Source organism: Rahnella sp. BCC 1045 (genome assembly GCF_019049615.1).
Classification (GTDB): domain Bacteria; phylum Pseudomonadota; class Gammaproteobacteria; order Enterobacterales; family Enterobacteriaceae; genus Rahnella; species Rahnella contaminans.
Genome location: NZ_JAFMOZ010000094.1, coordinates 1 through 13,194, shown reverse-complemented (window position 1 = coordinate 13,194; position 13,194 = coordinate 1). Strand labels below are relative to the sequence as shown.

The following is a 13,194-nucleotide window of genomic DNA, read 5'->3' as shown; positions in this document are numbered from 1 at the left end:
TAACTCAATAAAATCATTATTATTTGTATGGAAAACGCTGCGTGAGATTGTTTGCACAATTAGGCTGGTACTTCCGACGCGAATGGCGCCGGTATCTGGGTGCCGTTGGCTTGCTGATCATTATTGCCATCCTGCAATTACTGCCACCCAAGCTGGTTGGCGTAATTATTGATGGCGTAACGTCAAAACAAATGTCTGCAAGTGTGCTTTTCGCGTGGCTTGGCCTGATGCTGGGCACGGCTGTTGTAGTGTATTTGTTGCGATACGTCTGGCGCGTGCTGTTATTCGGAGCGTCCTATCAGCTTGCTGTCGAACTGCGGCAGGATTTCTTCCGGCAGCTCAGCCGTCAGCATCCGGCCTTTTATCTGCGTCATCGCACTGGCGATTTAATTGCCCGTGCAACCAACGACGTTGACCGCGTGGTCTTTGCAGCCGGCGAGGGCGTTCTGACGCTGGTGGATTCGCTGGTCATGGGGCTGGCGGTGCTGATTGTAATGGCAACGCAGATTAGCTGGGAACTGACGCTACTTTCTCTGGTGCCAATGCCGGTGATGGCGATCATCATCAAACGTTATGGCGACCAGCTGCATTCCCGTTTCAAAACGGCGCAGGCGGCGTTCTCCTCACTGAATGATCAGGCGCAGGAAAGCCTCACCAGTATCCGGATGATCAAAGCTTTTGGGCTGGAGAATCATCAGTCCTCGCAGTTTGCCGATGTTGCGGCAGATACCGGCGCTAAAAACATGCGCGTTGCGCGCGTTGATGCGCGTTTTGATCCGACCATATATGTGTCTATCGGCATGGCAAACCTGTTGGCGATTGGCGGCGGGAGCTGGATGGTAGTCAACGGTCACCTGACGCTCGGTGAATTAACCAGCTTTGTGATGTATCTCGGGCTGATGATCTGGCCGATGCTGGCGCTGGCCTGGATGTTTAATATTGTTGAACGCGGAAGTGCGGCCTACAGCCGTATCCGCAGTTTGTTGCAGGAAGCCCCTGCTGTGGCAGACGGAACAAAACCGTTACCGGCTGGCCGGGCCGTGCTTGAAGCTCAGATAACCAGATTCCAGTATCCTGAAAATAGTCAGTCTGCACTGAATGCTGTGGAATTCACCCTTGAGCCGGGCAAAATGCTCGGGCTGTGCGGCCCGACCGGCTCCGGGAAGAGTACGCTTCTGGCTCTACTCCAACGTCAGTTTGACGTCACAGAAGGGGACGTGCGCTATCACGGGTTATCTCTTAAAGACATTCAGCTCGACGACTGGCGCGCGCGTCTGGCGATTGTCAGCCAGACACCTTTCCTGTTCTCCGACACGGTGGCGCAAAACATTGCGCTTGGGCGTCCGGAAGCCACTCAGGAAGAAATTGAAGAATCGGCGCGGCTTGCCAGTGTACATGACGATATTCTGCGATTGCCCCAGGGATACGAAACCGAAGTCGGTGAGCGCGGCGTAATGCTTTCCGGCGGGCAAAAACAACGTATTTCCATCGCCCGTGCGTTGCTGATGAAAGCAGAAATCCTGATCCTTGACGATGCGCTGTCGGCAGTTGATGGTCGTACGGAACATCAGATCCTGCATAACTTACGGCAGTGGGGAAGTGACCGCACGGTGATCATCAGCGCACACCGCCTTTCTGCCCTGACCGAAGCAAGCGAAATTTTGGTCTTCAACCATGGAAGCATTTCGCAACGTGGCGATCACGATCAGCTTGTTGCGCAGCCCGGCTGGTACCGGGATATGTTCCGCTATCAGCAGCTTGAAGCTGCGCTGGACGACGTGCCGCAGGAAATGGAGACGGAACAACGTGGCTGAACCAAAAACGAATAAAATTCAGAAGTTATGGCCAACGCTTAAACGACTTCTCAAATACGGAAAACCCTACAGCAAGCCACTTTCCTATGCTGTCATAATGTTGTGGGTTGCTGCCGCGGCGGAAGTGACCGGGCCCATTCTGATCAGTTTCTTTATTGATCATTATGTCGCGAAAGGGGAGTTGCCCTGGGGGAAAGTCAGCTTGCTGGCACTTTGCTTTATCTTCCTGCAATTTCTTGCCGCAAGCCTGCACTATTTTCAGGCGTTATTGTTTAACCGTGCCGCCGTGGGTGTGGTCCAGCGTTTACGTACCGATGTTATGGACGCCGCACTCCGGCAGCCGCTCAGTGCGTTCGATACCCAGCCGGTCGGGCAGCTTATTTCCCGTGTGACCAATGATACCGAAGTGATCCGCGATTTATACGTGACCGTGGTGTCGACAGTGTTGCGCAGCATCGCCCTGATTGGCGCAATGTTGATCGCGATGTTCAGCCTGGACTGGCGGCTGGCTTCCGTGGCTATTTGCATTTTCCCGGCAGTATTTGTCGTGATGGGGCTGTATCAGGTCTACAGCACGCCGGTTGTCCGCAAGGTGCGCGCTTATCTGGCGGACATTAATGACGGGTTTAACGAAGTCATTAATGGCATGAACGTCATCCAGCAATTTCGTCAGCAGAAAAGATTCGGCGAACGCCTCACGCGCGCCAGCCAGTCGCACTACATGGCGCGTATGCAAACGCTGAGGCTGGAAGGTTTTCTGCTGCGTCCATTGCTCAGCCTGTTTTCATCGCTGATTCTGTGCGGTTTGTTGCTGCTTTTCGGATTCAGTGCCGAAGGCTCAATTGGTGTGGGCGTGTTGTATGCCTTCATTAACTATCTCGGGCGCCTCAACGAACCGCTGATCGAACTGACTTCGCAGCAATCTATTTTGCAGCAGGCGGTTGTTGCCGGTGAGCGTATTTTCGATTTGATGGACAGAACCCAGCAACAATACGGTCCGGACGACAAATTACTCACCAGCGGAGAAATTGAAGTCAGGGACGTCAGCTTCGCTTATCAGCCCGACAAATGGGTGCTGGAAAATATCTCCCTGCACGTTCAGTCGCGCGGGTTTGTGGCGCTGGTCGGGCATACGGGTAGTGGCAAAAGTACGCTGGCGAATCTGCTGATGGGATATTACCCCCTCAATAAAGGTGAAATCCGCGTGGACGGACGCAATCTTGCTGACCTGTCGCATACCAGCTTGCGTAAAGGTATCGCAATGGTTCAGCAGGATCCGGTGGTGCTGGCGGAATCGGTGTTCGCCAATGTGACACTGGGGCGGGATATTGATGAAGCTCAGGTCTGGCACGCGCTGGACATCGTGCAGCTTTCGCCGCTGGTGCGTGAAATGCCGGAAGGGCTGAATACGCGTCTGGGTGAACAGGGGAATAATCTTTCCGTGGGCCAGAAACAGTTGCTGGCGATGGCGCGCGTTTTGGTGCAGGCGCCTGAGATTCTGATCCTTGACGAGGCAACGGCCAATATTGATTCCGGGACCGAGCAGGCAATTCAGCGTGCGTTGCGGGCTATCCGTCAGCAAACCACTCTGGTGGTGATCGCCCACCGTCTTTCAACGATTGTCGATGCCGATAATATTTTGGTATTGCATCGGGGTCAGGCGGTTGAACAAGGTAACCATTTTCAGCTTCTGGCAGAAAAAGGCCGTTATTATCAGATGTATCAGTTGCAGCTCGCAGGGCAGGAGCTGGCGTCCACCGGTACGATTATTTCAGCAACAGAAAACGTATAATCTTTCAGCTGGCGCAGCCTGATTGCTGCGCCAGTTCATTTCTTCCTGTTCTTTTAATCCCTCCTTTTCGCGTCTCACGCACCTGATTCATGCAGCCAAAACGTTCCGCTGACTTTCTCTGCACTAAAAGGCAGCGACAGGCACTTAAATGGTGCGCATGGGGTCAGGCTGAATACGGCCTCACAACTGTGCGCCGGGTCACGAATAATCTGAAAATGCCGTATTACGCGGGAATTGCATGAATATTTGCGTGATTTCAACTCTGGCACACCCTTTGCTTTAACCATTCCGTATCGGGCGCGAGGTTTCTCGCGGCAAGCCCTTAATTCGAGGAGTGGCAATATGAAGCTGGTTACTGTGGTGATCAAACCTTTTAAGCTGGAAGACGTGCGTGAAGCACTGTCTGCTGTTGGAATTCAGGGGCTGACCGTAACGGAAGTTAAAGGTTTCGGCCGTCAGAAAGGTCACGCTGAGTTGTACCGCGGTGCGGAATACAGCGTGAACTTCCTGCCAAAAGTAAAAATCGACATTGCTATCGCTGACGATCAGCTGGATGAAGTGATCGACGTGATTAGCAAAGCGGCCTACACCGGCAAGATCGGTGATGGCAAAATTTTCGTTGCAGAATTGCAACGCGTCATCCGTATCCGTACGGGTGAAACTGACGAAGCAGCACTGTAATTTCAGGCCTTTATCTCTGATATAAATCGCTTTGATATAAATCAGGTTAGAAAAAACAGTTTTGAGAAACAGGGGTGGGTTAATAATGAAAAAACTTTTATCCATGATGGGGCTTGGCGCGGTTGCATTGCTGCCTTCGCTTGCCATGGCAGCAGCACCGGCAGCCGCAAACGGTGCTGACAACGCATTTATGATGATCTGTACTGCCTTGGTACTGTTTATGACTGTACCTGGCGTGGCATTGTTCTACGGCGGCTTACTGCGTTCTAAGAACGTTCTGTCCATGCTGACTCAGGTTATCGTGACCTTCGCGCTGGTTTGTGTTCTGTGGATCCTTTATGGCTACAGCCTCGCATTCAGTGAAGGTAACGCCTTCTTCGGCGGCTTCAGCAATGTGATGATGAAAGGCATCGGCCTGGATTCAGTCACGGGCACCTTCTCCCAGATGATTCACGTTGCGTTCCAATGCTCTTTCGCCTGCATCACTGTAGCGCTGATTGTGGGCGGTATCGCTGAACGTGTTCGTTTCTCTGCGGTGCTGATTTTCACTGTGATCTGGCTGACCTTCTCTTACATCCCGATGGCTCACATGGTGTGGGCGGGCGGCTTCCTGGCGGCTGATGGCGCGCTGGACTTCGCGGGTGGTACGGTTGTTCACATCAACGCCGCTATCGCAGGTCTGGTGGGTGCATATCTGCTGGGCAAACGCGCAGGCTTTGGTAAAGAAGCGTTCAAACCACACAACCTGCCGATGGTCTTCACCGGCGCTTCAATCCTGTACGTGGGCTGGTTCGGCTTCAACGCCGGTTCGGCAAGCGCGGCGAGCTCCATTGCAGCCCTGGCATTCCTCAACACCGTTATTGCGACCGCAGGTGCAATCCTGTCCTGGACGCTGGTTGAGTGGATGGTTCGCGGTAAGCCTTCTCTGCTGGGCGCAAGCTCCGGTGCTATCGCAGGTCTGGTTGCTATCACCCCGGCGTGCGGGACTGTTGGCGTGGGCGGTGCTCTGATTATCGGTCTGGTAGGCGGCATTACCGGTCTTTGGGGTGTGGTTACCCTGAAAAAATGGCTGCGTGTGGACGATACCTGTGACGTTTTCGGTGTCCACGGCGTGTGCGGTATCGTAGGTTGTCTGCTGACTGGCGTATTCACTTCCAGCTCTCTGGGCGGTGTGGGTTATGCAGAAGGCGTCACCATGGGCCATCAGGTCTGGGTTCAGTTCTTCAGCGTCTGCGTTACGCTGGTCTGGTCTGGCGTTGTGGCCTTCATCGGTTACAAAGTGGCTGACATGATTGTAGGTCTGCGTGTTCCTGAAGAGCAGGAACGTGAAGGTCTGGACGTGAACAGCCACGGCGAGAATGCTTACAACCAGTAAGCTGATTTCAGAGAAAGTAGTGCGCTAACTCTCTAATTAAGCAGTATAAAATAATAAAGATGAAAAAACAGAAGGGGCGATATCACTGTCGCCCCATTTTTATGTCTGATTTTGCGTAATAGCGGATTTACTCGACCGGTCTTTGGCGGATCACGCCTTCCTGCACCGTAGAGGCCACTAAAACCCCTTCACGCGTATAGAACTGGCCGCGCACAAAACCGCGGGCGCCGGAAGCTGAGGTGCTTTCAACGGCATACAGCAGCCAGTCGTCCATGCGGAAAGGGCGGTGGAACCACATCGAATGGTCGATGGTCGCCACCTGCATTCCCGGCTCCAGGAAGCCAATGCCGTGAGGTTGTAGCGCGGTGGGCAGGAAATTGAAATCAGACGCGTAGCCCAGCAAATACTGGTGGATCCGCAGATCGTCAGGCATTTCGCCGTTCGCGCGGAACCACACGGCACGGTGCGGCTCTTCAACACTGCCTTTCAGCGGGTTGTGGAATTTCACCGGGCGCATCTCGATTGGCTTATGGCCGATGAATTTTTCGCGGAATTTTTCCGGAATAAGATGCGCCAGATTTTTAGCAATATCGGATTCCGACACCAGTGATTCCGGCGGTGGCACGTCCGGCATCGTATTTTGGTGCTCAAAACCTTCTTCCTGACTCTGGAAAGAAGCTGTCATATAAAAAATTGGCTTGCCGTGCTGTACGGCTTTCACCCGACGGGCGCTGAAACTGTTGCCGTCGCGCAGGATTTCAACGTCATAAATAATCGGTTTGCTGCTGTCGCCCGGACGCAAAAAGTAACTGTGAAACGAATGAATACCACGATCGACTGGTACGGTTTGTTTGGCGGCATACAGCGCCTGACCGACAACCTGACCACCAAAGACCTGACGTAAACCCAGATCTTCACTTTGACCACGAAACAGCCCTTCTTCGATTTTTTCCAGATCTAAAAGATCCAGCAGATTTTTTAATGCCTGACTCATAGTGGCCTCATGAAAGTTACCGGCTGATGCATGCCGGGCGGAAAAAAATGCGGTCTCCGGCACAGGTCTAACCTGTTAATCATAGTGGATCTTCCTGATGCTCAGAAGCCCTGTTTTGTCGTCGGGAGGAAAACTTCAGATTTTTGTGCCATGATTAATAGGTAAGCTGGTTAAAGTCACTAAATTCATCGTCGGCGTTTATTACAGCTTGTCGACAAGCGACTAATAAAAAGGGAGTACGATCAATGAAACTTTGGCAGATAGTAGGTGGAACCGCGCTGTCTCTGACTCTTGCCGGGTGCGCACCGCACCACCAGGACCCAGCGCAACAGCCCCCTGTTAATACGGCGGCCAGTCCGTCGACCGAACCTGCGATCACCGGCCCAAATGTGTCTGGTAGCGTGTTTATCAATCAGCGAGTGGCTTTACCGCCTGATGCGGTTCTGACCGTCACATTGTCTGATGCGTCTCTGGCGGATGCGCCTTCACGCGTGATTTCACAGAAAGTCGCAAGAACCCAGGGTAAACAGGCGCCGTTTACGTTTATCCTGCCGTATAACCCGCAGGAAATTGCGCCAAATGCCCGCGTCCTCCTGAGCGCAGCGGTGACCGTTAATGGTCAGATGACCTTCGTCACCGACAGCATTAAGGAAGTGATTAACCATGGTCAGGGCACCCGTGCCGACCTGCAACTTGTGCCGGTTGTCGCCGTACCGGTTGCCACCAAGCCGGATGCTTCAGGTCCGCTCAGCAACCCGTCTACTCCGGGGCTGGGCACTTCGCCGGCACCGATCAGCGCAGTGCCATCACAGTCAACTTACTGATGTAAAGGCTGTCTGCGCACTCAGGCACCGCTTCGGCGGTGCTTTTTTATGGGCGCAGTTCTACCATTTCCAGCCGTATTTCTCTAAATCGACTTTGCCTTTCTTAAAGACAATCCCTTCAGCCAGTAACGCCTGACGTTGACGTTTAAAATCTTCGCCTTGCAGGGAAATCTCGCCGTGGCGGTTAATCACGCGATGCCAGGGAAGGGTGCTGCCTTCCGGAAGTTTCTTGAGTACGCCGCCGACCTGACGTGCCGCACGCGGAGATCCTGCGAGCTGCGCCACGTTACCGTATGTGGTGACTTGTCCGGTTGGGATGGCGGCGATAATCTGAAATACGCGCTGGCGAAAGTTATCGGGGTCCGACATGACATCCTCCTCAGTGTTTGCCGGACAGTATGACGTAAAAATCGGGGTTCTGTCCGGCCTGATTCAGGCGTATTGTTTAAGAAAACAACGGTTGTCGGCGGTTAACTTGCTTTTGCTCTGGTCATCACAGATAATGCCCACCGCTTCGATTCTCTTGTACAGAGACGCGGGGCCAATAACGACAATGGGGGCCCTGTTGGTTCTCCCGCAACACTAACTTGTTAACTCGGTCAGGTCCGGAAGGAAGCAGCCATGGCAGGTGTCGTGTGTGCCGGGATGTAGCTGGCAGGGCCTCCACCAATTTATACCTAAGTACTTAATAAGTAATGATTAAAGTACTGAAAACTCCCTTCCCAAGCCTTAGTGGTACAATTTTGTGTATCACCGTAAGGTTCAGTATGTCTCTTATGCTCTCTCGTCATGGGATCTGGTACTACAGAAAAGTTAACGTTTTATCCTGTGGTAAGCGTCGTGAATTTCGTCGCTCACTAGGTACACGTTCAAAAACTGAAGCGTTGAAGCGTTCTGTACGCTTTGCAGATCGTCCTTGGTCGATTTCTGAAGTCATTAGCCCTACAAATCAAATTATCTCCCCCCCAAATCTAGAATTGGCTACACAAGAGTTAAGATCACAAGCTGAACTGTATGTAGAGTTTAAAAGTCGAGAGGTTTGTGAAAGGGAAGTCGCTTCCATTAAGCGATGTATTGATAAGTATTTTAAATTTACTGATCAGATACTTAAGCGGAGTCAGGCTGCGGAGTTCATTAATGAGCTAAATGTCGCTATTCCCACAAAGAACAAATATGTTAAGAAAATCAGCGGTTTTTTCCGATGGCTGAAGCACCGTACTGATGTTGATTTTCAAAATCCTTTTGATGGATTGTTGCAGAAGGATCGTGAACCAGTATCACGAAAGCGAGAAGCTTATACACCTGCTCAGATTAAGCATCTTGAGAATGGAATTTCTGCTTTGCCAGAATGGAAGAGATGGATCATTCTGCTCGGTCGTTTTACAGGGATGAGAGCTAACGAAATTTGCCAGCTATATCAAAACGATATACAACAACACGAAAATCGTTGGTGTATTGTTGTCGATGATCGTTTTGAGGGCCAGGTAGTTAAAACCGAGAACAGTAAACGTACAATACCGATGCATAATAAATTGATAGATACCGGATTTCTGGACTACGTGCAAAGACAAAATGGGAGACTGTTTCCTCAGTTAACACTTTATAAAGGGTCGTTTAGTCATTATTTCACCCGTTGGTTTAGCGGGTTCCGTAAGAAGCAGGGGGTTCCTGAATTCCACTCTCTGAGGCATTACATTGCGACTATGCTGAAAAATGCTGCTGTAGTAGAACACTATGCTGCTGCTTTCTTGGGGCATGCGGATAATTCGATCACATATAGAAGATATGGTAAATCTGTTTCTGCGTCTCAACTATATGATCTTTTGGAACATATTTGATTTAATCATTAATCCACCTCTCAACAGAGAGGTGGATTAATGACGAGAGAGCATAAGAGACATACTGAACCTTACGGTGATACACAAAATTGTACCACTAAGGCTTGGGAAGGGAGTTTTCAGTACTTTAATCATTACTTATTAAGTACTTAGGTATAAATTGGTGGAGGCCCTGCCATCAGCCGTTAGTACTAAATTGTGTTGGTTAATCAATTGGTTATTGTTGTGGTGCAACAAAGCTAATGTACCACTCATAAAAGTACTATAACAGTACTGAATCGTGAGATTCACCCTTATCCTAATATTTGACGACGAACTTGTTATACACGGTTCAGTACTATCAAGGCTTCACCTAAAATCTCAAAAGTAGAAAGCGAGTCTTCTGTGATAATTATTTCATTGTATTTGATATTATCACTACATAAACTATACCCATCAGAAACTATCTGGATTCGCTTATATAAGTAGCTCCCCCCTTTACTCATCACAATCACTTTGCTGTCTTTAAGATGCTTTTGGCTTTGATCTATTATTAAAACACTACCAGTCGTAAACGTAGGTTCCATCACGTCGGTATCAACACGAAGAGCAGTGAGGTGTTCAGCGTTAACGTGGAGGGATGAGAATGCTTCAGCATCCAATAAAAGGAATTCACTGTTTTTATAAAAAGGAATTTTGAAAACTCTGCCGTTCTTCATTTCGTGTGCTGGTGCAAGATCTGTCACCACAAACTCCTTGCCTGTAGCCAACCATTCCACGGAGACATTCCCAGCTTTAGCAAGCAATACAAGATTATCTAAGGTTGGGCTTGAGACAGCCTGAAGATAGTTATGCACCGTACTGTAACCAATACCCGCTTTCTTTGCGAAATCACGTCCAGAACCAGAAGGAACAATCGATTTCAGCCTCTCGCTAAATTGCACAATGCTCTCTTTCTTGTCAGCCATTTACGTCCCACAACTATTCAATTAAAGGAACGAAAGTTCCTTATTATGATTTGACATGTACCTTATAATGATCAATTATATTCTCAATATAAGTAACGAGTTATCATTATGAGTATTCATAAAGAATCAGGATGTCAGAAAAAGGAGCAAAATGCCAGTACCGAGAATTGGCACAGAGCCGACATACTTGCAGCGATCAAGAAGAAAGGAGGAACACTAGCACAACTATCTAGGGCAAATGGGTTACACGAAAGAACACTTTATAACGCACTTGAACGTCATTGGCCTAAAGGAGAGCAAATCATTGCCGATTTTATAGATGAGTCAGTACATTGCATTTGGCCTGAAAGGTATAAAAAAGGATAATTACAGTGAATAAAGTTCTAAAAAGAGGCATTTACGGGATTTGGGGGATATTGCTTTGTTTAGCGGCACTGGAAAAGTTTGGGGATTTTTTCGCCGCAGGTACTGGTTTCTGGTCGGTAGTGGTGCTTTTTGCTGCTGGGGTTTGTCAGCTTGGTGCTGCCTTAGTCGCGATAAGCTGGGTTGTATTATCATTTGGAACCCTCAAAGAAAAGTACTTACCCTATAAATTTGTTAATAACTACACCGTTCCGGTACTGATTATTGGGCTTGCCATAGTTGCAAGTGTTGCCCGATCCTCAAGCGATGAATTCAGAGCAGAAAAACTTGGCTTTAAAGACGGCAAAGAGTTTTCTATTGCTCGAAAAAACAACATAACAAATACTACCGATTACGCAAAGTATGAAGAAGAACAACGAATTAAAGCAGCAGACAAGACAGCTCATGATGCGTTGCTTGCAGCTGAAAAAGAGCAGAAAGCAAAAGAAGAAGAGGCTCAATGCCTCGATGATGCTCATTGTTACGCGTCAAAACATAAAGCAGGGGATTACATATGTAAAGTTGCCGTTGAAAACTCTGCTCAGTACCAGTTTAAATGGACTGATGGAGTTCTTGAACCAAAGTTCTCTTCGTACAATTGGCAAGATAAAAATAGAAAATTAGTCACTCTTTACGGGCATAGGGCACAGGCTCAAAACGGTTTCGGTGCATTTAAAAATGTGGAGTACTCCTGCACGTTCAATGCAGATACTGGTGAAGTATTAAATGTGAATCTTCAATAAGGAAATACAATTGAAAAAATATTCAATGGCGGTACTTTTATCCTGCTGTTCAATTTCATCAATGGCGGCTGTACCTGATGGAAAAGTGGAGAAACCATTTGTTATTGATAATGAAGTGATTTGTCTAAAAGAGATTCAGCAGAAAATAACTCCTTTCATCAAGGCGTATGAGGAAGAAAAAGGGGTTAAGTACAAGTACATTGTTAAATCAGGTTTATCGTACAAAGATACCGTTGGGCTGCGGTTACAGATCAACCGTATTGACTCAGGGCTGAATGTCCGAGTTGCTGATCTGGATTACTACTGGCTGCAGGAACGAGGTAGTATGTGCCAGCCAAGTTACTTAGTACTTGATAGATCAGAAAAATAATCTAGTGAGATATCGAAAGGATATATTGACAGCAATTCATCTTATATCCTTTGTTAGCCCCCTGCCGCTATATCTGTTTGTTATTAAATAGATACCTGGCGAAATACTCATCTATTATATTGATATGATTGACATTTTTTTCGAAACCTTCGCTACAGTAGCCCTTGAGCAGCCGATCAAATCCTGCACTTTATTCCAACTTTTACCATCGGTCAAAAGTTCAGTAATTCTGCGATGGAGTTCTTGATCGATCGGACGTCCCTTGTACCGATTTTCACTCATTGCTTTTTGTATCCCCTGCTTTTGCCGCCTACGCCGATCTTCATAATCCTTCCGGCTGATAGCTGCCAGCATATCAAGCATCATAGAATTCATTGCTTCAAACATACGTGCGGTAAACTCATCCTGAACATTCAAAAGCTGATGGCTCGTTGGTAAATCCAATGACACAACTCTGATCCCCTTTGATTCAATGATTGCTCTCAGAGTTTTCCAGTCCTGACCAGTAAGCCTACTGATACGGTCGATTTGTTCACAAAGAAGAATATCGCCATGTTCAGCGATTTCCAAAAGTAGGAACAATTGAGGTCGCTGTAGACTTGCACCTGATTCATTCTCTTTGAAGTACTTTGATACTTTAAGATCATGTGAATGAGCGAATGCCTCTAACTCGTTTAATGCTCTGTCGGCATCTTGTTCTTTAGTTGATGCTCTAAGATAAGCCCATACACGCATAGGAATCACCATAGGTCTGTTTTATATGGTTCATTATATATGGTCCGTTTTGAGTTGTAAAATCCATTTAATGAACCAGCTCAGAGGTGAGTTCCGTTGGTCTGTTTGAGGTATACATTTATCGCACCTCCATTGTGCGACAATAGTACCGATATGAAACTATTATCACCAATATAATGACGATATAGGTTCGTACAAAAAAACTCTAACCATCTGGCATACAAACCAATTCTCATGTTTAATAACTTCAAGTATTGTTTATAGGATTGATCCAATGACAATCCCTACATTTTTTTTGTAAAAGTGCTGGTTGGAAAATTTATTCGAATTATACTGTATGGATAACCAGTGCTGTGATTTTATATTTTACAAGGACTTATGAGCAATGAGTGAACTTAAAGTTATATCACACGCAATGTTTAACATCTCAGTGGAACAAGCAGAAGCAAGCCGAGTGGTTCTTGAACATGGTGAAGGGGATTTTCAAACTTATTGCAGCCAGTTACTAGATGAACTGCTTGAGAACACACGTAGTAAATCATTTAAATTCAGGGCAATAGAGGAATTCGTTCCTTCTCATTTGAGTGTACTTGTTAATGATCAGGTTGAATGGGATAAAAGGACACTTGGGATTGCTGAAAAATTGTTATCTGTGGAGATAGATGCTCAAGAAAAAATT

At 48.0% G+C, this 13,194-nt stretch carries 14 protein-coding genes and 1 other RNA gene; 11 read left to right on the top strand and 4 right to left on the bottom strand.

Annotated features, from left to right (window positions below; translation table 11 throughout):
- Positions 1-41: 41 nt before the first annotated feature.
- The 4 genes from J1782_RS03420 (at position 42) to amtB (ending at position 5,662) form a co-directional block, all read left to right on the top strand.
- Complete coding sequence (locus J1782_RS03420; RefSeq protein WP_217152427.1) at positions 42-1,814, top strand: SmdA family multidrug ABC transporter permease/ATP-binding protein; 1,773 nt, start codon at positions 42-44, stop codon at positions 1,812-1,814.
- On the top strand, positions 1,807-3,606 hold the full coding sequence (locus J1782_RS03415) for a SmdB family multidrug efflux ABC transporter permease/ATP-binding protein (RefSeq protein WP_217152426.1): 1,800 nt from the start codon (positions 1,807-1,809) through the stop codon (positions 3,604-3,606). The genes J1782_RS03420 and J1782_RS03415 overlap by 8 nt, the downstream gene beginning before the upstream one ends.
- Positions 3,607-3,948: 342 nt before the next feature.
- On the top strand, positions 3,949-4,287 hold the full coding sequence (gene glnK, locus J1782_RS03410; protein WP_009639071.1) for a P-II family nitrogen regulator: 339 nt from the start codon (positions 3,949-3,951) through the stop codon (positions 4,285-4,287).
- An 85-nt stretch (positions 4,288-4,372) separates the two neighbouring features.
- Positions 4,373-5,662: an ammonium transporter AmtB gene (amtB, locus tag J1782_RS03405; RefSeq protein ID WP_101075501.1), complete on the top strand. Its 1,290-nt coding sequence runs from the start codon at positions 4,373-4,375 to the stop codon at positions 5,660-5,662.
- A gap of 127 nt (positions 5,663-5,789) precedes the next feature.
- Here amtB and tesB read toward each other — a convergent pair whose 3' ends face one another.
- Positions 5,790-6,656, bottom strand: a complete 867-nt coding sequence (tesB, locus tag J1782_RS03400) for an acyl-CoA thioesterase II (RefSeq protein WP_165059308.1) — start codon at positions 6,654-6,656, stop codon at positions 5,790-5,792.
- Between the two features lie 245 nt (positions 6,657-6,901).
- On the opposite strand from tesB, the gene J1782_RS03395 reads away from it, so the two are divergent.
- Positions 6,902-7,480, top strand: coding sequence for a YbaY family lipoprotein (locus J1782_RS03395; RefSeq protein WP_165059310.1), 579 nt, complete (start codon positions 6,902-6,904; stop codon positions 7,478-7,480).
- A 60-nt stretch (positions 7,481-7,540) separates the two neighbouring features.
- Here J1782_RS03395 and J1782_RS03390 read toward each other — a convergent pair whose 3' ends face one another.
- A complete protein-coding gene (locus tag J1782_RS03390; RefSeq protein ID WP_165059312.1) occupies positions 7,541-7,849 on the bottom strand; it encodes an MGMT family protein in 309 nt (102 codons plus the stop codon).
- A 194-nt stretch (positions 7,850-8,043) separates the two neighbouring features.
- Between J1782_RS03390 and ffs the strand changes: the two genes are divergently transcribed.
- An RNA gene (gene ffs / locus J1782_RS03385) (signal recognition particle sRNA small type) lies at positions 8,044-8,140 on the top strand.
- A 107-nt stretch (positions 8,141-8,247) separates the two neighbouring features.
- A complete protein-coding gene (locus J1782_RS03380; protein ID WP_217152425.1) occupies positions 8,248-9,318 on the top strand; it encodes a site-specific integrase in 1,071 nt (356 codons plus the stop codon).
- A 320-nt stretch (positions 9,319-9,638) separates the two neighbouring features.
- Here the strand turns inward: J1782_RS03380 and J1782_RS03375 are convergent, their stop codons facing one another.
- On the bottom strand, positions 9,639-10,265 hold the full coding sequence (locus tag J1782_RS03375) for a LexA family transcriptional regulator (protein WP_217152424.1): 627 nt from the start codon (positions 10,263-10,265) through the stop codon (positions 9,639-9,641).
- A gap of 108 nt (positions 10,266-10,373) precedes the next feature.
- On the opposite strand from J1782_RS03375, the gene J1782_RS03370 reads away from it, so the two are divergent.
- Genes J1782_RS03370 through J1782_RS03360 form a run of 3 tightly spaced genes read left to right on the top strand, consistent with a single transcriptional unit; the run spans position 10,374 to position 11,780 of the window.
- Positions 10,374-10,631 (top strand): helix-turn-helix transcriptional regulator, encoded by a 258-nt coding sequence (locus J1782_RS03370; RefSeq protein ID WP_217152423.1) that lies wholly within the window; start codon positions 10,374-10,376, stop codon positions 10,629-10,631.
- A gap of 5 nt (positions 10,632-10,636) precedes the next feature.
- The gene (locus J1782_RS03365) at positions 10,637-11,410 is read left to right on the top strand and encodes a hypothetical protein (RefSeq protein WP_217152422.1); all 774 of its coding nucleotides are present in this window, start codon (positions 10,637-10,639) and stop codon (positions 11,408-11,410) included.
- A gap of 10 nt (positions 11,411-11,420) precedes the next feature.
- On the top strand, positions 11,421-11,780 hold the full coding sequence (locus tag J1782_RS03360) for a hypothetical protein (protein WP_217152421.1): 360 nt from the start codon (positions 11,421-11,423) through the stop codon (positions 11,778-11,780).
- Positions 11,781-11,894: 114 nt separating this feature from the next.
- Here J1782_RS03360 and J1782_RS03355 read toward each other — a convergent pair whose 3' ends face one another.
- Positions 11,895-12,515 carry a recombinase family protein gene (locus tag J1782_RS03355; RefSeq protein ID WP_217152420.1) on the bottom strand — a complete coding sequence of 207 codons (621 nt, stop codon included), beginning with the start codon at positions 12,513-12,515 and terminating at the stop codon, positions 11,895-11,897.
- A gap of 385 nt (positions 12,516-12,900) precedes the next feature.
- Between J1782_RS03355 and J1782_RS03350 the strand changes: the two genes are divergently transcribed.
- Positions 12,901-13,194: hypothetical protein (locus tag J1782_RS03350; RefSeq protein WP_217152419.1), on the top strand; the 294-nt coding region annotated here is incomplete at its 3' end.

What these genes read in the sequence shown, in the direction of transcription:
- glnK (WP_009639071.1), top strand. Translation starts at nt 3,949, where the DNA reads ATGAAGCTGGTTACTGTGGTGATCAAACCTTTTAAGCTGGAAGACGTG.
- amtB (WP_101075501.1), top strand. Translation starts at nt 4,373, where the DNA reads ATGAAAAAACTTTTATCCATGATGGGGCTTGGCGCGGTTGCATTGCTG.
- tesB (WP_165059308.1), bottom strand. Translation starts at nt 6,656, where the DNA reads ATGAGTCAGGCATTAAAAAATCTGCTGGATCTTTTAGATCTGGAAAAA.
- J1782_RS03395 (WP_165059310.1), top strand. Translation starts at nt 6,902, where the DNA reads ATGAAACTTTGGCAGATAGTAGGTGGAACCGCGCTGTCTCTGACTCTT.
- J1782_RS03390 (WP_165059312.1), bottom strand. Translation starts at nt 7,849, where the DNA reads ATGTCGGACCCCGATAACTTTCGCCAGCGCGTATTTCAGATTATCGCC.
- J1782_RS03380 (WP_217152425.1), top strand. Translation starts at nt 8,248, where the DNA reads ATGTCTCTTATGCTCTCTCGTCATGGGATCTGGTACTACAGAAAAGTT.
- J1782_RS03375 (WP_217152424.1), bottom strand. Translation starts at nt 10,265, where the DNA reads ATGGCTGACAAGAAAGAGAGCATTGTGCAATTTAGCGAGAGGCTGAAA.
- J1782_RS03370 (WP_217152423.1), top strand. Translation starts at nt 10,374, where the DNA reads ATGAGTATTCATAAAGAATCAGGATGTCAGAAAAAGGAGCAAAATGCC.
- J1782_RS03355 (WP_217152420.1), bottom strand. Translation starts at nt 12,515, where the DNA reads ATGCGTGTATGGGCTTATCTTAGAGCATCAACTAAAGAACAAGATGCC.